This is a genomic window from Methylomonas defluvii, from assembly GCF_033949435.1.
Classification (GTDB): domain Bacteria; phylum Pseudomonadota; class Gammaproteobacteria; order Methylococcales; family Methylomonadaceae; genus Methylomonas; species Methylomonas defluvii.
In genome coordinates this window covers 234,126-256,231 of record NZ_JAXARY010000001.1, presented here as the reverse complement: position 1 = coordinate 256,231, position 22,106 = coordinate 234,126, and the positions used below count along the sequence as shown (strand labels likewise).

At 54.2% G+C, this 22,106-nt stretch carries 17 protein-coding genes; 10 read left to right on the top strand and 7 right to left on the bottom strand.

The annotated features are described in order from the left end of the window. Positions 1–100 precede the first annotated feature (100 nt). The 4 genes from metE to QLH52_RS01185 all read left to right on the top strand — a co-directional run bounded on the left by metE (position 101) and on the right by QLH52_RS01185 (position 6,494). Complete coding sequence (gene metE, locus QLH52_RS01200) at positions 101–2,395, top strand: 5-methyltetrahydropteroyltriglutamate--homocysteine S-methyltransferase (protein WP_319960296.1); 2,295 nt, start codon at positions 101–103, stop codon at positions 2,393–2,395. Between the two features lie 94 nt (positions 2,396–2,489). Beyond that, positions 2,490–4,163, top strand: coding sequence for a formate--tetrahydrofolate ligase (locus tag QLH52_RS01195; protein WP_319960295.1), 1,674 nt, complete (start codon positions 2,490–2,492; stop codon positions 4,161–4,163). 75 nt (positions 4,164–4,238) lie between these two features. Continuing rightward, positions 4,239–5,000 (top strand): methylenetetrahydrofolate reductase, encoded by a 762-nt coding sequence (locus tag QLH52_RS01190; RefSeq protein WP_319960294.1) that lies wholly within the window; start codon positions 4,239–4,241, stop codon positions 4,998–5,000. Positions 5,001–5,051: 51 nt separating this feature from the next. Further along, positions 5,052–6,494, top strand: coding sequence for a DUF6513 domain-containing protein (locus QLH52_RS01185; protein WP_319960293.1), 1,443 nt, complete (start codon positions 5,052–5,054; stop codon positions 6,492–6,494). 212 nt (positions 6,495–6,706) lie between these two features. On the opposite strand, the gene QLH52_RS01180 is transcribed toward QLH52_RS01185, so the two are convergent. Both QLH52_RS01180 and katG read right to left on the bottom strand, forming a co-directional pair. Beyond that, complete coding sequence (locus tag QLH52_RS01180; RefSeq protein WP_319960292.1) at positions 6,707–7,015, bottom strand: integration host factor subunit beta; 309 nt, start codon at positions 7,013–7,015, stop codon at positions 6,707–6,709. Positions 7,016–7,108: 93 nt separating this feature from the next. Then, on the bottom strand, positions 7,109–9,331 hold the full coding sequence (gene katG, locus QLH52_RS01175) for a catalase/peroxidase HPI (RefSeq protein ID WP_319960291.1): 2,223 nt from the start codon (positions 9,329–9,331) through the stop codon (positions 7,109–7,111). Between the two features lie 386 nt (positions 9,332–9,717). Between katG and QLH52_RS01170 the strand changes: the two genes are divergently transcribed. After that, a complete protein-coding gene (locus QLH52_RS01170) occupies positions 9,718–10,593 on the top strand; it encodes a LysR substrate-binding domain-containing protein (protein WP_319960290.1) in 876 nt (291 codons plus the stop codon). A gap of 206 nt (positions 10,594–10,799) precedes the next feature. Here QLH52_RS01170 and QLH52_RS01165 read toward each other — a convergent pair whose 3' ends face one another. Continuing rightward, the gene (locus tag QLH52_RS01165) at positions 10,800–11,222 is read right to left on the bottom strand and encodes a hypothetical protein (RefSeq protein ID WP_319960289.1); all 423 of its coding nucleotides are present in this window, start codon (positions 11,220–11,222) and stop codon (positions 10,800–10,802) included. A 116-nt stretch (positions 11,223–11,338) separates the two neighbouring features. On the opposite strand from QLH52_RS01165, the gene QLH52_RS01160 reads away from it, so the two are divergent. Continuing rightward, the gene (locus QLH52_RS01160; protein ID WP_319960288.1) at positions 11,339–11,815 is read left to right on the top strand and encodes a cupin domain-containing protein; all 477 of its coding nucleotides are present in this window, start codon (positions 11,339–11,341) and stop codon (positions 11,813–11,815) included. A gap of 149 nt (positions 11,816–11,964) precedes the next feature. Here QLH52_RS01160 and QLH52_RS01155 read toward each other — a convergent pair whose 3' ends face one another. From QLH52_RS01155 to mobH, 3 genes are read right to left on the bottom strand one after another with little or no spacing between them, the layout of a single operon-like run. Then, on the bottom strand, positions 11,965–12,597 hold the full coding sequence (locus QLH52_RS01155) for an IncC plasmid conjugative DNA transfer DtrJ family protein (protein WP_319960287.1): 633 nt from the start codon (positions 12,595–12,597) through the stop codon (positions 11,965–11,967). Between the two features lie 2 nt (positions 12,598–12,599). Next, complete coding sequence (gene traD, locus QLH52_RS01150; protein WP_319960286.1) at positions 12,600–14,426, bottom strand: conjugative transfer system coupling protein TraD; 1,827 nt, start codon at positions 14,424–14,426, stop codon at positions 12,600–12,602. Beyond that, positions 14,423–16,828, bottom strand: a complete 2,406-nt coding sequence (gene mobH / locus QLH52_RS01145; RefSeq protein ID WP_319960285.1) for a MobH family relaxase — start codon at positions 16,826–16,828, stop codon at positions 14,423–14,425. The genes traD and mobH overlap by 4 nt, the downstream gene beginning before the upstream one ends. Positions 16,829–16,957: 129 nt before the next feature. Here mobH and QLH52_RS01140 point away from each other — a divergent pair, with 129 nt between their 5' ends. After that, positions 16,958–17,398, top strand: a complete 441-nt coding sequence (locus tag QLH52_RS01140; RefSeq protein WP_319960284.1) for a hypothetical protein — start codon at positions 16,958–16,960, stop codon at positions 17,396–17,398. A gap of 7 nt (positions 17,399–17,405) precedes the next feature. Beyond that, entirely contained in the window at positions 17,406–18,272 is an 867-nt protein-coding gene (trfA, locus tag QLH52_RS01135) for a plasmid replication initiator TrfA (protein WP_319960283.1), read from the top strand. A gap of 347 nt (positions 18,273–18,619) precedes the next feature. On the opposite strand, the gene mobI is transcribed toward trfA, so the two are convergent. Beyond that, positions 18,620–19,090 carry a conjugative transfer protein MobI(A/C) gene (gene mobI, locus QLH52_RS01130; RefSeq protein WP_319960282.1) on the bottom strand — a complete coding sequence of 157 codons (471 nt, stop codon included), beginning with the start codon at positions 19,088–19,090 and terminating at the stop codon, positions 18,620–18,622. Between the two features lie 379 nt (positions 19,091–19,469). On the opposite strand from mobI, the gene traF reads away from it, so the two are divergent. After that, complete coding sequence (traF, locus tag QLH52_RS01125) at positions 19,470–20,612, top strand: conjugal transfer protein TraF (protein WP_319960281.1); 1,143 nt, start codon at positions 19,470–19,472, stop codon at positions 20,610–20,612. After that, complete coding sequence (locus QLH52_RS01120) at positions 20,609–22,060, top strand: conjugal transfer protein TraH (RefSeq protein WP_319960280.1); 1,452 nt, start codon at positions 20,609–20,611, stop codon at positions 22,058–22,060. Before traF ends, QLH52_RS01120 begins: the two co-directional genes overlap by 4 nt. Positions 22,061–22,106 lie beyond the last annotated feature (46 nt).

Below are 22,106 nucleotides of genomic sequence, written 5' to 3'. Positions count from 1 at the left end.
AATATCTCTCATGAGTTGATGAGGAATTATCGATTATCGTCATTCGTTTGTCTGTTTACAATGTTTTATGTGTCAAACATTCAACAGACGGTAGTTATTCATGACAAAAATTCACAATTTAGGCTTCCCCCGTATCGGCGCGAAGCGCGAGCTGAAATTTGCTTTAGAGTCGTACTGGAACGGCGAGTCCTCGCGTAACGAACTCGAGACGTTCGGTAAGCAGTTACGCCGGCGTCATTGGCAGGCGCAATCCGGACTGGATTGGGTACCGGTAGGCGACTTCGCTTTCTACGATCAGGTGCTGGACATGAGCTTCACGCTGGGTAATCTGCCCGAGCGGGTGCGGGACTTTCATGGCGATGCGCTGGACAACTACTTCCGCGTCGCCCGCGGCCGTTCGGCGCAATCCGCGCCCGAAGCGGCGGCGTGTTGTAGTGGGGTGGCTGCCGGTGAAATGACCAAGTGGTTCGACACCAACTACCATTACATTGTGCCCGAGTTCACCGCCGCCACCGAATTCAAGCTGGATGCGTCCCGCCTGCTGGAACAACTGGCGGAAGCCAAGGCCCAAGGCATCGCCGCCAAGCCGGTGATCATCGGCCCGGTCACCTATTTGTGGTTAGGCAAGGCCAAGGACGATTCCTACAAGCTCGCGCTGTTGCCTAAACTGCTGCCGGTTTACGCGGAATTGCTGGAAGCGCTGGCGAATGCAGGCGTTGAATGGGTGCAGATCGACGAACCGATTCTGGTCACCGAACTCGATGCTGTTTGGCAAAACGCCTTCCATACGGCCTACCAGCACTTAAGCGACTGCCAAGTAAAACTGTTGCTGGCGACCTATTTCGGCCAACTGGCGGAAAACCTGGGTCTCGCCGCCAATCTGCCGGTGGCCGGCCTGCATGTCGACGCCATCAACGGCCGCGATGATGTCGAAGCGCTGATCGCGCAGTGGCCTGCGGACAAAGTGTTATCGCTCGGCGTCATCAATGGCCGCAACATCTGGAAAACCGACCTCAACGCGGTGCTGGATAGTCTGGAACCGATTGCTCAACTACTGGGCGAACGCCTGTGGCTGGCACCGTCCTGCTCGCTGCTGCATGTGCCGGTCGATCTGGACAACGAGCAGAAACTTGACGCCGAAATCAAATCCTGGCTGGCCTTTGCCAAACAGAAGCTCGGCGAACTGCGCGTGCTGGCCACCGCGCTGAACCAAGGGCGTGATGCGGTCAAAGCCGAACTGGACGCCAACCGCGCCGCCATCGAAGCCCGCCGCAATTCGGCGCGTGTCAACAACCCGGCGGTTAAGGCGGCACTGGCCGACATCACCCCGCAACTGGGGCAGCGTAACAGCCCCTATGCCGAACGCGCGCTCAAACAAGCCGCGCTACTGAAACTGCCCAAGTTCCCCACCACCACCATCGGCTCGTTTCCGCAAACATCGGAAATTCGCCTGGCCCGCAGCCAGTTCAAATCCGGCAAACTGGACGAAACCAGCTACAAAGCCGCCATGCGGGCGGAAATCGCCCGTTCCGTGCGCGAACAGGAAGCGCTCGGACTGGACGTGTTCGTGCATGGCGAAGCCGAGCGTAACGACATGGTGGAATACTTCGGCGAGCAGTTGGCCGGTTACGCCTTCAGCCAAGCCGGCTGGGTGCAATCCTATGGCTCGCGTTGCGTCAAACCGCCCATCCTGTTCGGCGACATCAGCCGCCCGCACGCGATGACCGTTGAATGGATCGCTTATGCCCAGTCTCTGACCGACAAACCGATGAAAGGCATGTTGACCGGGCCGGTGACCATTTTGAACTGGTCATTCGTCCGCGACGACCAGCCGCGTTCGGTCACCTGCAAGCAACTGGCCTTGGCCATTCGCCAGGAAGTGCTGGATTTGGAACAAGCCGGCATCGGCGTGATTCAAATCGACGAAGCCGCTTTGCGCGAAGGCTTGCCGCTGCGCAAATCACAATGGCAGGACTATCTGGACTGGGCGGTGGAGTCGTTTCGCATCACAGCCAACGGCGTGGCGGACGAAACGCAGATTCACACCCACATGTGTTATTCCGAGTTCAACGACATCATCGCCGCGATCGCCGACATGGACGCCGACGCCATCACCATCGAGACCTCGCGTTCCGACATGGAATTGCTGGATGCCTTCGAGCATTTCAACTATCCGAACGGCATCGGACCCGGCGTGTATGACATTCACTCGCCCAACATCCCGAGCGAGCAGCACATGGTTGCACTGATGCAGAAGGCCGCCGAACGCATTCCGGTCGAACAATTGTGGGTCAACCCGGACTGCGGCCTGAAAACCCGCCAATGGGACGAGGTGATACCGTCGCTGACCCACATGGTGGCCGCGGCCAAGACCCTGCGCGCCACGCTGGGATAATCCTTTCGTTTCTTGTATCCATTGCCCCGGCTAATTGCCGGGGTTTCAATAACGCCCAATCACACTCCGATTTAACTCTTTTTTGAACGCATCCATGTCAGACATCGAAATTGCCCAACAGGCCAACATGCGCCCCATCATAGCCTTGGCGGGCGAAAAATTCGGCATTCCGGCCGAACATCTCGACCATTACGGCCATTACAAGGCTAAGATCTCCCTGGAATATGTCAATAGCCTGACCGAAAACAAAGACGGCAAATTGATTCTGGTCACGGCGGTTTCACCAACCCCGGCCGGCGAAGGCAAAACCACAACCACGGTTGGCTTGGGCGATGCGCTGAATCGCTTGGGTAAGAAAACCATCATCTGTCTGCGCGAGCCTTCTTTGGGCCCTTGCTTCGGCGTCAAGGGCGGCGCGGCCGGCGGCGGTTACGCACAAGTGGTGCCGATGGAAGACATCAATCTGCATTTCACCGGCGACTTTCATGCCATCGGTGTCGCGCACAACCTGTTGTCGGCACTGATTGACAACCATATCAATCACGGGAACAAGCTGGACATCGACCCGCGCCGGATTCAATGGAAGCGTGTCATCGACATGAACGACCGCGCTTTGCGCAAAATCGTGGTCGGCCAGGGCGGACCAGCCAATGGCTATTTGCGAGAAGACGGCTTCGACATCGTCGTTGCGTCGGAAGTGATGGCGATTCTGTGCCTAGCCACCAGCCGCGCTGATTTGAAAGAACGTCTGGGCCGCATCGTCATCGGCTACAAATCAGACAAAGTCACGCCGGTTTACGCCAGCGACCTCAACGCTCACGGTGCGATGGCCGCCATCCTGAAAGACGCGATCAAACCGAATCTGGTGCAAACCCTGGAAAACAATCTGGCCATCATTCACGGCGGCCCATTTGCCAACATTGCCCACGGCTGTAACACGGTGACCGCTACACAAACCGCGTTAAAACTGGCTGATTATGTAGTGACCGAAGCGGGCTTTGGCGCGGATTTGGGCGCGGAAAAGTTTCTGGACATCAAATGCCGCATGTCCGGCTTGAAACCGTCGGCCGTCGTAGTGGTAGCCACGGTGCGGGCGCTGAAATTCCACGGCGGCGTCGGTAAGGACGAACTGAACCAGGAAAACCTGGCTGCGCTGGAAAAAGGCTTCGCCAACCTGGAACGGCACTTAAGCAACATCCAAAACCACTATGGTCTGCCTTGCGTGGTCAGCATTAACCATTTCAGTTTCGACACCGACGCCGAAATTCAATGGCTGAAAAGCCAATGTGAAGCCTTGGGCGCCAAATGCGTGATCGCCAAACACTGGGCTTACGGGGGCGCCGGCGCCGAAGACCTCGCACGCGAAGTGCTGAACATCGTCGACAACCGCGAACCCGGCTTTAACTACGTCTATGACAGCGAACTGCCGCTATGGAACAAGATCGAAGCCATCGCCACCAAGCTATACGGCGCGGCGAAAGTCAGCGCCAGTCCGAAAGTGGTGGCCGAGATCAAGGCTTTGCAGGCCGATTACGGCCAATTTCCGATCTGCATGGCCAAGACCCATATGTCATTCTCGACCAACCCCAACAGCAAGGGCGCGCCGAGCGGCCACACTGTCGAAATTAGCGAAGTGCGGCTGGCCAACGGCGCCGGTTTCATCGTTGCGATCGCCGGCGACATGATGACGATGCCGGGTCTGCCCAAAGTGCCTGCCGCCGAACGCATCGACATCAGCGATGACGGCGTCATCAGCGGGTTGTTTTAATGCGATATGGCTCTGAGCTGAATGTAAGCCTGAACCTTGAGCTCATCGGTGAAATCCCTGACCAAAACATTGCCCATGAACATTTCCTTTGAAATCGTCCCCAGAAGCTTGGACGCCTTTGAAAAGCAATATGCGTTTTTGCAGAGCTTGGATAGCGGCATCAATATCATCAACGTGCCGGATATTCAGCGTTTCGATATTCGCAGTTGGGAACTGGCGACGCGCATCGACCGGAACAAGTACCGTTTCATTCCGCATTTTCGGGCCATTGATTTTAAAATCGAAAGCGGCGAGTTGTATCGCATCATCGAGCAATACCAACTCGACGACGTCTTGCTGGTTACCGGCGACCCGCCGGAAGGTTTGAAACGCAGCTATTGCAATACCGACGTGGTTGACTTGATTCGAGCGGTACGCCGGCGCTTTCCGGCGTTGAACATCTATGCCGGATTCGACCCGCATCGGCAAGGCTTGCAACACGAATGCCATTATATTCAGCGCAAGGCCGATGCCGGTGCTAACGGCTTTTTTTCGCAACCGTTCTACGACCATCGCTTGGTGGAACTGTTTGCCGAACACATGGACGGCCTGGAAACCTACATCGGCATCAGCCCGGTGGTGACGCTGGCCTCGCAAAACTATTGGGAAGTGAAAAATCACGTCAAGTTTCCCAAGCATTTCCGGCCCGATTACGACTGGAACATCGAATTCGCCAATCGACTGATCGACTCGGCGGCGGAAAGCGGTTGGCACGTGTATTTCATGCCGATCAAGGTGGAGTTGAAACAATATTTCGAGCGCATCGGCTTGGCTAAGCCAGTACCAGCGCGTCCTTAATCAGAAGGGGTGAACGATTCATATGACACCGTCTTCGGGCACACTTAACACATGGCGGAACATATTCTGTTTCTTACCGGAAAGCTGGCCGAAAAGCAGTTGCGCAGCACCATCGAAGACATGGCGCCGGATTTCGACTACACCGTGCATGTGCTTGGCGTTACGGTGGCGGCGCTCATCACGGCCGACATGATACAACGCCGTCTGACCGATACCTTTGGCGTCGACCGGATTCTGGTTCCCGGCCGCTGCCGGGGCGATTTGGACGCTTTGTCCCAACATTTTGGCATACCGGTTGAGCGAGGGCCGGAGGAATTGCACGACTTGCCTGAATTTTTCGGCAAAACCCGGCAGCGCCCGGACCTGAGCCGTTACGAACTACGCATCTTTGCGGAGATTGTCGAAGCGCCGCACATTGATGTCGCCGCCATCATCCGCCGCGCCGAGGAATATCGGCGTGACGGCGCGGACGTGATCGACCTGGGCTGTCTGCCGGCGACGCCGTTTCCGCATTTGGCCGACGCGATCAAGGCCCTGAAGAGCGAGGGCTTTTTGGTCAGCGTCGATTCGCTTGAGCCTGAGAATTTATTGCTGGCGGGGCGTGCAGGCGCCGATTTTCTGTTGAGCCTCAATGAAGAGACGCTGTGGATCGCGGATGAGGTTGCCTCGACGCCGGTGTTGATTGCCACGCCGCACGCCGACATGGATTCTCTTGACCGCGTAATTGCCAAAATGCAGAACAAAGGCCGTCCATTCATCGTCGATCCGATACTCGATCCGATCCACTTCGGCTTTGCCGACTCGATTGTCCGCTACCACGAAGTGCGGCGGCGACATCCAAACGTGGAAATCATGATGGGCGTGGGCAATCTCACGGAGCTGACCCATGTCGATACCGCCGGCATGAACGCCATGTTGCTGGGCCTTTGCTCGGAGTTGCAGGTACGCCAGATACTGGCGACTCAGGTGAGTAAACACGCTTGCAAGGCGATCAAGGAAGCCGATCTTATTCGCCGCATCATGCTGGCCGCGCGCGAAAGCAATCGCCTGCCGAAACATATCGACGATGGTCTGATGGCGCTACACGAGCGCGCGCCGTTTCCTCTGCCGTTGGCGGAAATACAAGAATTACAGACCGCCATCCGCGACCCCAGTTTTCGCATCATGATTTCAGCCGAAGGCATTCATATTTTCAACCGTGACGGCTTGTGGACCGACAGCGACCCATTCGCCTTATTTCCGCATCTGGGCGTTGAGAACGACGGCGGACACGCCTTTTATCTCGGCGTCGAATTGGCCCGCGCCCAAATCGCCCAGGAATTGGGTAAGCGCTACGCCCAGGATCAAGCGCTGAATTGGGGTATTCACGGCCGGAGCGGCGAAGACTCGTCCGTCGATCCCAATTGTTACACGCCGCAAGGGACAACGTTGAAAGCATCGCCGTCGTCGCCTTGTCCCGCGTCATCGATGAGTGACAAATCCAAATCAGCCTGATCCTAACGATCATTAACAAGAAAATGTGAGGAATGGCTGCTAATTGAAATACATCAGTCATAACTTACTGATGCAGATGAACGGAATAGCAAGGGGCTTTACTGACTAACCTCAGCCGCCAAAATCTCCCATACTACATGTACAACGTTATCCGAATCAGTGGACTTCGCAATCAAAATAGATGGCTGCTTTAAAATCTGAATGACTGGTTGTTAGTTCTTAATCAATGGAAAACGGTTGCTAGAAAGAGACACACGCTCACGTAAATCCAGTCCCGGTTTGAAGTGGGTGGAATGCCGAATGGGCAAACTCACTTGTTCGCCTGTCTTGGGATTACGCCCTATACCAGCGGCTCGCTGAATAACCGAGAATCCACCAAACCCACGAATTTCAATGCGTTCACCTTTTGCCAAATGATTAGTCATCGCATCAATGGTGATGTTAATGGCCATTTCGACATCGCGTTGCAGTAAATGAGGCAATCTAAGGCTAATGCGTTCGATGAGCTGGGATTTCGTCATTCTCGGGTATCTGTCAAATGAGTTGTTTGATGGTTTAGCGGATACCCAACTTGACTAGATTTCGGTCAAGTCGGGTGTCTGGCTAAACTAAAGCTAGCGAGCGTCAAACCGATCCAAATCCATCACCTTGGCCCAGGCATTGGCAAAATCCTGCGCAAACTTTTCCTTGGCATCGTCGGAAGCATAGACTTCCGCCACCGCCCGCAACTCGGAGTTGGAACCGAAGATCAGGTCGACCGGCGTCGCGGTCCATTTGACTTGGTTTGTCGCCCGATCATGCCCTTCGTAGATTCCTTCGGTGGCCGACTTGCTCCATTGGGTGGACATATCGAGCAGATTGACGAAGAAGTCGTTGCTCAACGTACCCGGCCGACTGGTGAATACACCGTGTTTGGCATGACCGGTATTGGCATCCAGCGCCCGCATGCCGCCCACCAGCACTGTCATTTCCGGTACGCTCAGGGTCAGAAAGTTGGCGCGTTCGACCAGCATTTCCGTCGGCGACAGCGCATTATCCTTGCCGAAATAATTGCGGAAACCGTCGGCTTTGGGTTCCAGAACGGCTGCCGAATGCACGTCGGTTTGTTCCTGTGAGGCATCCATGCGGCCCGGTTTGAACGGCACTTGCACCTTGACACCGGCCTTCTTGGCGGCTTCTTCCACCGCAGCGGTACCGCCGAGCACAACCACGTCGGCCAGCGACACTTTCTTGCCGCCTTTCAAGCTGCGGTTAAAGTCAGCTTGGATAGTTTCCAGTCTAGCCAGTACCTTGGCCAATTCGGCGGGATCGTTGGCTTCCCAATCCTTTTGCGGCGCCAAACGAATCCGCGCGCCATTGGCGCCGCCGCGCATGTCGGTGCCGCGAAAAGTCGCCGCCGCAGCCCAAGCCGTTCTGACTAATTCCGGAATGGTCAAATCCGAGGCCAGGATCGTCGATTTCAACTTGGCGGCATCCTTGGCGTCGATCAATTTGTGGTCGACTTTGGGAATCGGGTCTTGCCAGATAAAATCTTCGGCCGGTACTTCGGCGCCGACGTAACGGGCCTTGGGTCCCATATCGCGGTGGGTCAGTTTGAACCAGGCCTTGGCGAACGCCGTTTCGAACTCCTTGGGGTTATCCAGAAAACGCTTGGAGATTTTTTGATACTCCGGGTCCATTTTCAACGCAATATCGGTGGTGAACATGATCGGCGGGTGGCGTTTGGTCGAATCATGGGCATCAGGGACGAAGTTTTCACCCTTGCCGTCTTTCGGAATCCACTGCGTTGCCCCGGCCGGACTTTTGGTTTGTTGCCAGTCGAAGGTGTACAGCCAAGTCAGATAGTCGTGGGTCCAGCGGGTCGGGTTGGTCGACCAGGCGCCTTCGAGGCCGCTGCTGACGGTGTCAACGCCATGGCCGCTACCGCATTTGTTGACCCAGCCCAAACCTTGTTCCTCAATGCCGGCGGCGGCCGGTTCCTTGCCGACGCATTCGTCGGGTTTGTGCGCCCCATGCGCCTTACCGAAGGTATGGCCGCCGGCGATTAGCGCCACGGTTTCCTCGTCGTTCATCGCCATACGGCCGAAGGCTTCGCGGATGTGTTTGGCGGCCACCAACGGATCAGGGTTACCGCCCGGGCCTTCCGGGTTGACGTAGATCAAGCCCATTTGTGTCGCTCCCAACGGCTTGGCCAGTTCGCCTTTATCATCGTGGCGTTGGTCGGCCAGGAATTTCTTCTCCGAACCCCAGTTGACGATCTCGGCTTCCCAGTCGTCGGCGCGCCCCCCGGCGAAGCCGATGGTTTTGAAGCCCATCTCTTCCAACGAAACGTTACCGGCCAGCACCATCAAATCGGCCCAGGACAGTTTCGCGCCGTATTTTTGTTTGACCGGCCACAGCAGGCGGCGGGCCTTGTCCAGACTGACGTTGTCCGGCCAACTGTTGAGTGGTTCGAAGCGTTGCTGGCCGCCGGAGGCACCGCCGCGGCCGTCGAAGATACGGTACACGCCGGCACTATGCCAGGCCATGCGGATGAAAAACGGCCCGTAATTACCGTAGTCGGCCGGCCACCAGGGTTGGGAGGTATGCAGTACATTGGCGATGTCTTTTTTGACCGCTTTCAGGTCCAGGGTTTTAAATTGCTCGGCATAGTTGAAGGCTTTACCGAGCGGATTGGACTCAGACGAGTTCTGACGCAGCGGTTTCAGATCCAATTGCTCCGGCCACCAAAAGCTGTTGGTCGTCGGCTGCATGTCGGCAAGAGCCGGATTGGCTGTCATTGCTGCCGATATAGCTACCGCCAATGCGGAAGCCAGGAAAATTTGTTTGGTTTTCATGGTGCACCTCTGTTCCTTGTTGTGATTTGTATGAAAAAGCATGCCGGTGATTTTTCAGTCTATATGTCGCTTACGAATAATACCAGCGGCTTATAAGTCTTTGACTCCATTGCCACGAATCAAGTCATTCAGGCTCCGGAGGCGATCAACACAGTGCCGCCGATTTTTTGGAAGTTATTCATTTCCTCGGCTGGTCTCTTGGGATAGCTAATCCGCGCATTGATCATTTTGGCAAGCCTATTCAACCGAATATCACCTGCAATTTGAAATTGATTTCATCGATAACCTCATCTTTCAAATCAATGGGCTGCGGTGGCAAGGTGATATTATTCCTAGTCGACCGGCATCTAGGCGATGTCCTAATCCACAGAGCGGTGAAAGCATCGATGAACCTGCGCGATTTAAGCTATCTGGTAGCGGTAGCGGAATTAAGAAACTTCAGTCAGGCGGCCGAGCAATGCTCAATTGGTCAACCGACCTTGAGCACTCAAATCAAGAAGCTCGAGGATTATTTGGGCGTGGACTTGTTCGTGCGCGAGAAAAATAATGTGGAGATTACCGAAACCTGTCGCGAAATTTTACCCATCGCGCACAGAATTCTTGACGATGTTCAGTCCATTCGGCAAATCGCCGCCCACGCCAGTGATCGGCATCGCAACATGCTGTCGTTGGGAGCGTTTCCTTCGCTAGCAAGTTATGCGCTGCCGGAATATGTGTTTCGCATCAAACAGCATTATCCGGATCTTAAATTACAGCTGGTCGAGGAAAAAACGCATACGCTCATTGCCTTGCTGCTCGACAAAAAATTGGACGCGGCCTTGCTGGCCTTACCCATGGAACATGGGGCCCTGGAGTCAAGGACGTTATTCGAGGACCCGTTCACACTGGCGGTATGCGCCGACCATCCCCTTGCCGATTTGGAGGAGGTGGACTTAGGTATGGTGGCGAAGGAAAATCTGCTATTGCTTGATGAGGGCCATTGTTTGCGGGATCAGGCGTTGAAATTGTGCAATCCTTCCCGCTTCGTGGAACACGATTTCCGGGCGTCCAGCCTGGAAACCTTGCGTTTCATGGTCAAGAACGATGTCGGCGTCACGCTGATGCCATCCGTCGCCGTTCAACCCGATGATAAGGACATTCGATATATCAATATACGTCAACGCCCTAGCCGGATAATCGCGCTAGTCTGGCTCAGGAATCATCCCCGTGACGAACTGTTGGAAACTCTGGCCGGACTGCTGGCTTATAAACCTCTGCCCTGAACGTAATTTCTGAAATTCGGACAATTACGCGCCAAAATGCGTTATTGCAACTAAAGCAGAAGTGGGAGTCATACAACAAATCTCCTATGTTGCATATCTCCGCAGTTGTTGCGTCCTGCTTGCAATCGCTGGTGGACAGTATTTTCAGCGATTTTAGCCGGCTCACTCCTGTCAAATTTAGTTTGCCGAAAAGCATTTTTTGCAGACTATTTCGGATCATCCCAAGTGGGGGTCGAATCTTTTTCAGCTAATTTGAGAAACAAATCAGCGCTGCGCTCTTCATCGAATAGATCTTGAATAAACTGATATGTCCTGTTCACCACATCTGTCATGAGTACTTTCATTTCCGCATTGTCGATGCGGGACAGATCGTTCCAAGGAATGTCACCGTATGGGGTATGGACGAAAACATCGCTATAGTCACCTGTCTTAGACGACGGAATGGTGCCAGCGTGTAAATCTTCCAGCACCGAGTTTCGAAAACACTTCAAAACCAAATGTTTGGCAAGCCGCTTTTGCATGTCTGGATGAGCGACAAACGCTTTAACTGAATCATTACTGTTCATTGTTCTTTTGCCCTCAAAAAATTTTTTACCCGGCTCTACTGATTTGATCGTACCGTCTGTCATTGATAGACTGTGATTTTCTCCCTTCTGTGAGTATTGATATGGGTTTTGTGAATAGTACAATTCAGAAATCCGCTGTAATCCGGTAGTTAAAAACAACTAGAAAAACGAGAAACTAGATGAAAATATTGATGGCTGCAATGATTATTTCTTTCGCGGGTTCCGTATTTGCTCAGGATAAAATCGATCGCATGCGTGCAGCTAAGATGGAATCGTTTACGCCTGAAACGGTCCACTGGAATGACGAACCGATACTTCCAAAAGGCGCTAAAAGTGTCGTTCTTGTTGGCGACCCGAATAAAGCGGAAGTTTTTATAGCTTGGTTGAAATTTCCGTCTAATTATCCAATTCCACCACACATACATCCATTTACCGAAGCAATTACAGTCTTGCGCGGCGAATTGGGAAATGGCATGGGTGAAATCTTCGATACGAATAAGGGTGAAATGCTTAAAACTGGTTCTAGCTTTGTGCTACCCGCTGGTCATACTCATTATGTTTGGACAACTGATGAGGAAACAATCGTACAACTAATTGCCACTGGACCATGGGGTATTACTTATACGAATCCTAACGATGATCCACGCAAGAAGTAGCCCGTCAATAACACAGATTCACAGCAAAAACCGAACATATCTTGAAAAACTGCACTCGAATCAGATCTATGAGTTTACTAGGGATATGGCACCCTGTTAGACGGTAACGTGATTGAAATGAACCTTTTTGGTGCGGAAAGCTTGCATGTCTACACCCGCTTTTGCGTATTCGCCAGCAGCACGTTGACGGCGTAGGCCACGACAAAAACGCCCACTGGCACGGCTTGCGGCGGAATCGGAAACGGCAAGGTCAAACTGACCAACAATAGATACAGCGCGCCCAAAATCAGATAAAGACTGTAGCGATGAGCCATGGGGCTAGGGTAATCGAAATTGGTTTGGCTGATCTTGCGCCGCACTAGTCCGTCGACGACAAACGGCAGCAAGGAAGCCGCCAGATACGGTAACCAGACGCTGGCTGTAGTCAGGCGCTTGATCATTTGAAAGATCGTGTCCCACAGCACGTTGAGCCGGCTTTCGATAAAGGGAAACAAATCGTGGCGCCCCACATCCTCGAAGCCTTTGGACATCTGCCGTTCGCGCTCGGTCGGGATGAAGTAGCGGAACACACTTTCTCGGATACCGGTGCTGACGAACAAACGGTCAAACCAGCGTTGCGCGGTGTGGCTGATTTGAGATTCTTTATCGGCGCCAAAATAGCCGATCATCATCCGGTCTTCGGCGAGCTGCAGCTCACGCGTCCAGCGGTCGGAAACAAAACTGGCCACCAGGATCACTTCCAGTAGCCAAAGCATCAGGCTGAACAACAGATTGCGCGTCATGATCAGGCGCTTTGGCGGTCTTGTGCAGAATGCAGAATCGGCAACCGACCTTTGACTATCCGGCCGCCAGATAACTTGGCGATGTAATGCAGGTCCGGCAGTTGTCCTAATAGCTGGGGCGCAAACAAATCACCTTCTTCTTCCATCAGGCGTTCACCGACATTACCGGAAAACACCGTAGGATTAGTCGCACTGGTGGCCACGCCTTGGGTGCGCATGATGTATTTCAAGCGGGTTTTTGGCAGATTGTCGGTGATGTACTGCTGGGTTTCGCTATCCATGATGCGCAGGGCAATCAGATTGTTGACGTTACCCAGTACCTGGCGGGCTTTATCCTGTGAGCCCGTGCGGGCGGCAAAGTCGGCAAAGGTTTGGGTGGCGATGAATAGGCGAATCTTGGCGCCACGGCCTTTGTTCAACACCTGAATGAAAGGGTCGTTGATGACTTCAGCCGCCTCGTCGACAAACACATTCACCGGTCGGTCCGATACACCGTAGTTGTAACGGTCGCCGGCAACCGCCGCCAAGTCGGCCAACAGAATCGAACCGATCGCACTGCCCACCATGCCGTCCGATAACGAGTCCAGACCAATGTAAGCGACCTGGGCCTTTTCGATGATGTGGCCGGTATTGGTGATGGGACGCAAATCATCTACGTCATGCGGATTCGGTGACAGCAAAGGCCCCAACGAACCCGAGGTCAGCATGTTCATGATTGGAATCAAGGAGGCGACCATCTTGCTGAAGTGGGCTCGGTCGTGTTCGAACAAGGACAACAAGCCTTCCAAATCCAGATTCGGCAATTGGTACTGCACGACCTCTCGATAAAACCGCACCAAGCCTAATGCTTTGGAATCGATGTCCTTGGCATTCTTCAGGTAAGGCCGCGCCTCTTGCCGCCAATGGCCCAGGTTGTTGTCGAAATAGCGTTCCAAAGCTTGAATCACCAACGTCGAAGGACCGCCTTCCAGGTAACGGCGCAGCTTGACCAGGGTTGGCCGTTCCTCGATCACCATCAAACCTTGGATGACGTTATCCAGTGATTTTTGACCGAACGCCTTGAACGGGTCGCTACTGCTTTCGCTGGGTGAAATGGCGCTGATGCGGCTGGCGATTTCCGACGGCCGGTTGAAATTGTGCAAGGGATCAAGGCGCACGCTGTCTTCTGGAAACGCCGGGTGGAAATACACGAAGCGATCCGGACGCTTGGCCAAGGCGCAGGCCCGTTTGGCGCAGGCCATCAAGTCCTTGTCGCCTTTGGGATCGATGATGATCACCGCCTCGCCGCGCAACACGGCTTGCGTCACCAACACGTCAAAGGCGCGCGTTTTGCCGGCACCGGTGGTACCGACCAGCAGCGTATGGCCGGCCGTATGGTGCAAGGGCTGACGAATGTCACTTTCGGAGACTTCCAGACCGTGTATCCAGGCCGAGCCCATGCGCTGATGATCGCTGGGAATCAGCGTCGAGACATCGCGTTTCAAGATCTCGTAAGCCAACTGGGCATGCTTTTGCACCCAATCGAAACCCCAGCCGAACCACAAGGCCTCTGGATGCTGTTTCACCATCGCTACCAGCTTTTCAACATCCAGGTATTGGAACCGAAACTGGCGCAACCGGCGTTTACGGTACCAGAGACTCAACGCCGGCGACAACCGCCAACACGCCATCACACCACATGCCGTCATCAACCAATCGAACGGTTCGCGCGGCAAGCCAGACCAACGACTGGTGAAATGCGCCAATCCGGCACCGCCTAACCAACCCGAGATGGCATACACCTCGAAGATCGGCCGCCAGGGAAACTGGTAGTCATAATCGGATTTCATGGCGTGCGACGCAGTTGTAAACAGGTACCGACACTTCGGAAATCACCATGACTGGCGAGTTCACGCATCAACTGGGTGCGGGTCAAGCCGGGTGTGTCACTCAGAAAATTCGCTATGGCTTGTTCGTCCACATCAAGCCATGCCGCGTCATCTCCAGCCACTGCCGTTCGCGCGGGTGCATGTTGCAATTCGTCCATCCAGTGTCTGATGGCTTGCCGGAAGTGCTGCTTTTTGTGGGCGCCCGTGTCCGATTTCGCTTTGGAAGGCTTGGCGGTCACGTGCCCGGGGTTGTCGGGTACAACTGAAGCAGACTTGGGTGTGGCGTTGTCCGGCAAGGGTTTTGCATCGAGAGGAATTTCCGGACTAATTCCAGGCGTACTGGGTGATAGCGCTGATGGCTTTGGAGTGTTTTTTGACGTGCGCTCGGCATTCTGTTCCCGTGTCTGAACTGACAGTTCTGATTCAATCGGTTGAGGCCGATAGACATCGGGTATGGTGGTGTTGGCCAAAAGCTGTTTGAACATCCCGCTTGGTTCACTAGCGAGATGTACGCCACGGATCTGCTGGATCTCTCTGACCTTACGCATAGGCGAAAGCACATCGGTGACCAACCAGCCTTTTTCCTCAAGGACGCGAATAAACTGATGGGCTTCCAGCTTGAGTGCATCCGGCGTTTTCGGAAAACTCAGCAAGCACTGTTGCTGCACCTCCAAAATATCCGTACCCCAGCGCCAGTGTTCAGCTGTGACAATAGCGGCCAGTTGAATCAGCCAGTGCCCTGCTTGACCTTGCGATGCCAGCCAGTGTCGGGCCACGTCACTTTGATCTTGCTGAGTAGTGTTCGGTGCAAGGGAGTCTGACTCGACTTCAATCACGCCTGTCGAGTCGCTGCTTGGTGCATTTGAGGCGGTGTCGTTTAGGTGTTGTCCAATCGTATCCTTCACGACGTCATCTTCTCGATCGCTCAACCCACTGCCACTGTCTGCCAGCGCATCCATGGCCAAAATTGCCGCTAAATCGGCGGGTAAAATCGGTTCAGCGACGTGTTCACTTTTGGGCTCGTCCGCGGTGATTTTGACCGGGTTATCATGCGCCTTCACTTTTCGCCGCTTGCCGACCTTGACGTTAGGTTCGCTCGTAGACTGGGAGACTAACGGGATTTGATCAGCAGCAGGTGACTCGGTCTCATCCTTCACTTCGGCACCGATCACAGCGACCGGCGGTTCCCCGCTATATACCAGCTCGATCGAGGCCAAGCGCAACATGAACAAGCTGCCATTCAGACTCTCGGTTTGCATGCGCCAATAACGAAACCGTCCGCCGTTGGGTAGAGATTTTGGAATCGCGAGCCCGCGTTCGATCAAAATATCCGCCAGGGTATCTTCATCGCGCGGGATGCCGGGGATGTGATCTTTGTCCAGCAGGCTCAGGATTTCTTTAACGGCGGTGCGCCAGACGATATACAGACCGTCTTCGAATCGCCAAATCCTGGCACCTTTTTCGTTGGCCAGCCATTGACCGGATTTAATCAAACGGCGCATGGCATCACACAGGTAGCGTTCAACCGGCATGCCCATCGCGGATTCCAAACCGTGGTAGTGGGCCTTCAAATCCCGTTCCACACTCATGCAATCGGCGGCCATCACCAGCGCATAGCATTTGGAGCCCCGATCCAGGCCATGGATGGTTTCCAACAAAGCTTGCATGACCTCAGGGCCGGGCTCCAGAATGAAGGCACGCGATTCGCGGGTCAATACCCGCTCGATGACCAGGGCCGAAAACTGTTCATGACGTTTATGCCGATTCTCTCGCCAGCGCAAAAAATAACGCTCGATGTGATGCTGGTTAGCCCAATCCGTCAGGTTTTCATCGCAAGGATTCCACGTGTGTTCGCCCTGTTGGTCGATCACGGCCATGTCGGATACCGGTTTGCCGATGTCATGCAGCAACCCGGCAAAACACACAGCCAGTCGCCAGCGCAGTTCCAGGGATTTTCGGACTTTAGGGGTGGCATCGGTGGCAAACAGACAGTCTTTGGAAGCCAACGTGGCCCAGTGCGCGACCTCCAACCCATGTCGAAACAAGCCGCCAGCCCCTCGATGATGATGCGACTCCGATGCCGGCAGCAGATGACTGAAGGCGGCATAACGCGCGATCACCGGCAATACGATGCTTTGAAACAGCGCCTCCGGTAGCGCTAAGGTCTGTTCGATGGTCTGAATCAGTTCGGCTTGGGTACCGAGAACGCGTGCCACCGGCGCGGCCGGCAGCCCCTTCATGAAGGGCGGGTAACGGGGAATCTCGTCTTCCTGGATGGCCGGGCAAGGCACAGGTACGGGTTGACTCGCGCCAAACCAACGTTGCAGCCAAGGAATCCGAAATGAAGAGTGATGGGTTTTCATGGCGACCCATCATGCCTAACTTTTTTTCGAGGTCATCTTCGAAATCGCAATAATTATCGCGATTTCGAAGATGAGCCCTAAAAAATAATGCTTACTGTGTTGAGTCTTCAAAAATCGACTGGAGACGACATGAGTATCCGAAACACCCCCGTTAGCACACTAATTCCCATCCTGATCTGTATGGGCTGTAGTACCTTACCCGCGCCGTCTGACCTGGTCAGCGAAACCGTCATTGAATCGCTGGTTCCACCGGCCGAGTTAGCCTGGCGCCTCGACCACGCTAGACAGCCCAGTCGTTTGGGCGGTTCGGTATGGTGTACCTCATCCATCGAACATGTGGTCAGACGCGATGATCCGGTAGGGTCAACCATAACGGATTCCTCCCTGGATGAACCTGTCAGAAATGAAAGCGCCGAAGCGCCCGATCCCATGACCCTGGAACGGGCTTGGCGCAAATACTGTCATCATCAACTGGACCTGACCGACGTAGAGCGCCAGATGCTCCAACAAAACCCACCGCCGGCGACTTCGCCAGCCACGCACTGCGATCCCCGCAGTTTGAAAAAGTGAGGTGGGTATGACTCAAAATACCGTCACCTCACTGACCAATCTGACCGAACGCTTCCAGTCATTGACTGAACGCAAGAAAGCCCAGCCCCGACACGTGGAGCCTTTAGCGACACTTCCCAGTTGGCCAGCCGGTATGCGCGGCACGCCGAATGCCTGTTTGCGCAGTGCGTTGTTTGCTGGTGTGCAGGGTAATGAGCGAATTGCATACAAAAAACGCACCTTGTTGGCCGCAGTCGAGGGCATCGAAGTCCGTTATCTGGGCGTTCAGCTCAATCAGTCCGATCTGGACGTCTGGATGCAGATCGTGCATCTGTCCAGAATGCAATTGCCGGGCTTTAGCGTCACCTTCAGTGCGCACGCGCTGCTGGTGGCGTTAGCCCGATCGACCGGCAAAAGTCAACACGAATGGTTGAAGGAATCCATGGCGCGTTTAGGCGGCGCCTTCGTCGAAATCACCTACCACGGTCGGCAGACGTTTGGTGAAAAAGGTTTTCTGCGCTACCACCGCGACGAACTCACTCAGCGCTATGTGGTGGAACTGACCGAATCGATGCTGCGACTGTTCGAAGAGGGATACACCCATATCGAATTCGAACAGCGGCAGCAATTGCGTAAACATCCACTGGCGTTATGGCTGCATGGCTTCCTGTCGTCGCATGCCGCACCGTATCCGTTGAAACTGCAAACGCTCTACCAACTTAGCGGCAGTAGCACCCAAAACCCCCGCGACTTCAAACTACGGATGCGAAAAGCCTTGCAAGCTTTGGTCATGATCGGTGCTTTGGAGAATTTTGAAATCGATGAGGATGTCGTCAAGGTCAAAAAACAACCGACGCCGACGCAAAAACGGCATCTTGAGCTCAATCAACACTGAACAAAAAGGCACGGCATTCGACTGACGCACTTTTAGCCCGGTCGATGCCGCCCCGACACGGCATTCGGCTGACGGGCACACGGCATTCGACTGACAGAGGCACGGCATTCGGCTAACAAGGTAACGGCATTCGACTGACACCCCACGGCATTCGGCTAACGCAAAGCACGGCATTCGGCTGACAAAACACACGGCATTCGACTAACGCTCGGTCAATTTTTTGGAATCGCTGCAAGCCATGTTCGGCGTGGACTACAGCGATTTTCAACGACTCGAAAAATCGGGTGCTAATCTATTTATAATCTTTTTTTAATCTTAATAAGGGGCTACGCCCCTGTGGATAACTTTCAGTCCAGACCTTCGCGTAAACTTTGCCGACAGCGATGAAATGCATCGCGGAACTTACCCAATAAATCGATTTGTTTGCGTAGATCGACAAACTCGTTTTCAAATTCCTCCACAAGCGAGACTTCCCAATCCGGTTCTTTTTTCAGAATGTGCTGCAAGGGATAGCGATAGCCTTTGCCCTTTTTGATGTGCTGGGTGACCGGTTTGGTTTTGCCGTCGATCGATAGCGAGGCGATCAGAAACCACTCGATGGTGAACGAATAAGCGCTTTCCCGGCGGCGGATGCGCACCCCCATTCTGCCGCGTAGCGATGCCGGATGTATTTTGCGTTCCAGGTTAACGCGTCGCCAATAATCATCGACCAGCATGCGGGCTTGGCCATGCAAACTCTCAACCTGGGCTTCCAGCCACTCAATCACGCGTTCATCGACTAATGCCGATTCATCGTGCTCTGCATTTAACGAATTCATGTAAAAAACCTATCCTTAACCACAGGTTTTTCGCGGCAAAAAACCTAGTGAGCTTGATGATGAATATTCAATGCCTCCGGCACCGTCAAAAATCGAGGGAACGACCTAATACCAACACGCCCCGCCTTAACCCATGGAGGCCATGGGCTTGCCGGTTCCTGCTGGCACGACATTTTCGATGGTGTTTACCTATACAGACTTCTAAACAAAAACCCTGAATAGGTTTTCCCGTGTGTGGTCATGGCCAGTGCCTAATCCACAAAGTCCGATTGCGCATGGCGTTCATGCCTTCCAGGCGTTGTTAGGTTTTTGCAGCACATTTCAGAACTCCGAACCGAATTGTAGAGATTCGGGCGCGTGGTACGGTTGCGAAATGAGGATGATTTCGGCGGTTTCGTCGATACAGGCCACTCAGTGGCATTTTTTTGGACCGCTTTGTCGAAATCGCCAAAATTATTGCGATTTCGATGACGACCAGGTCTTGGGTGTCGTAGACAATTGGGGTATGAACCCAAGGCAAACCCCATATCACTTTTTGCTCGTACTGCTACTGCCGACATCGGCGGTTTGTAGGGATGCGTATGTCGACAGGCCGGCTGCGTCGTATTTCGAAGACAAGCAACGCGGCTGGTTTTGGTATGAGGTGCTGCCGGAGCCGGTTAAAAAATCGCAACCCGAAATTCAAGCGGATCAGGAAAAACCCAAGCCTGAAATCAAACCGCCCAGCGTCGTTCAAGCTGACATTGAACCCAAAACACAAGCCAAGTCTTCTGCGGAACCCCAACCGCTGTCCTCCGCCTGGTTGAAGCAAAACCTGGAACATTACTTGAACCAGGCCATCGACGATCCCAGTCCCGAGAATGTGGCGGCGTTTTATTACCTGCAGCGGGTGATGATGGATAAAGCCGAGCGTTTTACCAACGCGGCCCGTTACGTGGTGATGTCCGATCCGCAACTCGATGAAACGGTGCGTCGGCCGGTGGCAACTTATGCGGCCAATGAAGCTAATCATCAGGCCGGCGTGGTGGCCGAGCGCGCTTTGAAAGCGATTGCCGCCCAAGCCGGCCTATTGTTTTTCTTTCGTTCCGATTGCCCTTATTGCCACGTCCAGGCACCGATTTTGGCCATGCTGGAAAACGCCTACGGTTTCAAAATCTACCCCGTGTCGCTCGATGGTTTGCCGATGCCGAACGGTTTTTTTAGCCAGTTCAAACGTGATAACGGTCAGGCTGCGATGTTGGGGGTTGAGCAAACCCCGGCGCTGTTTCTGATGAAACCGCCCAAGCAAATTGTACCGTTGGCGCAAGGCGCATTGTCGCTGGAAGAAATCACCGGTCGGATTCTACTGGCCGCCAAGGAAGCCGGTTGGATCGATGCCTCGCAATACCAAACCACTCAGGGCATTCGTAATACGCCGATGTTGTTACCGGCCACCGGTAGCATCAGCCCTGCGGTCACTCAAGATCCACTGTCACTGATCCAGGCATTGCAACGCAGTGCACATTTTGGGAGCACGCCATGACGTCATTTTCGCTATCACGACGCTATCGCCAGGTGGTGGTCTTGATCCTGTTGGTAGAGAGTGCCACACCAGCTTATGCCGACCTGCAACAGGAAATGGACAGCATGTTCGGCACCATGACCAACTTCACGGCACCCACCGCGCATTTGGGACAGCGCCGCGGCGTGATTACCGGTGGCAGCTTGGTGGCGCGGAACGGTATCACCAACACCAATCTGGTGTCGTTCGTGCCGCCGTCATTCAGCGCCGGCTGCGGAGGCATCGATTTGTTTGCCGGCAGCTTCAGTTTCATCAACTTCAACCAGTTCGTGCAATTGCTGCGCAACGTGGCCGGCAATGCCGCAGGGTATGCATTTCAGCTAGCGGTAGGTGCAATGTGTCCCTGGTGTGCGTCAGTGATGACCGACCTGCAAAAGAAGATCCAGGAGATGAACCAGATGTTCAGCAACTCCTGCAGGTTGGCTCAGGGTTTGGTCAACGATACGGTCAAAGCCTTCGATCTGCAAAGTAAAACCAATCTGTCCAATGCCTCGTTTACCCAAGGTATTTCGGATGTGTTTTCCAGCTGGACCAATACCAGCACCTTGGGCGATCCGGTACAGCAGATCAAGCAGAACGACCCGACGGATATGACCAAGATCATTCAGGGTAATCTGGTCTGGCGGGCCTTGGTCAATCAGAACGCCGGCGGTTGGTTTCGTTTCGGCGGCAACAGTTTACTGGAAGCGGCGATGAGTATTTCCGGCACCGTGATCGTCGATGCGCCGCAAGCTGCGCCCGATGGCAAAGGCGAGAACAACGCCATCAGCGCACCGCCGCCGGTGTTGCGGATCAAGGATTTGATGTACGGCAACGACGCCGGCAACAGTTATCAAACCGTCAGGCTGTATACCTGTTCGGATGGACACGATGCCGATCAATGTCTGAAACCCATTGTCCAGAACGTCAATCTGGTGGGTTTGAAGCAGCGGGTGATGGAGATCCTGTTGGGTTCGGCCAATACCGGCAACGGCCTTATCTTCAAATTCTCAACCAACAGCGGTCAAATCACCGACAGCGAAAAAGCCTTCATGCAAACCGTGCCGGATGCTATCGGCGGCATGATCCACAACCTGGCACGGGAAGACGCTGGCATCGCCAAACTGTGGGCCGAAGAAGCGGCGCCGGTGATTGCTTTGGAATTGGCGCAGCTGATCGTCAACGACTTACTCAATGCCGTGCAAACCGCCGCACACATGAATGACCATGCCTATGCCAAGTTGCTGATGGATGCCTTGAAGGATGCCCGCGAGCAGATTCAGGACGAATACGTCACCATCGCCGGACGCTATGGCAATCCGCAAACCTTGATGGCGTTTTATCAGCAATTGATGACTTCCGTGAAGCCTAAACACTACGGTACCGTGGCGCAGTTGCCGGCTACCGGTACGGCTTGGCCAAGTCCTTAAACGCTCATTCTCCGTCTCACGCTATGTATTTCTCCCGCGTTCTTTA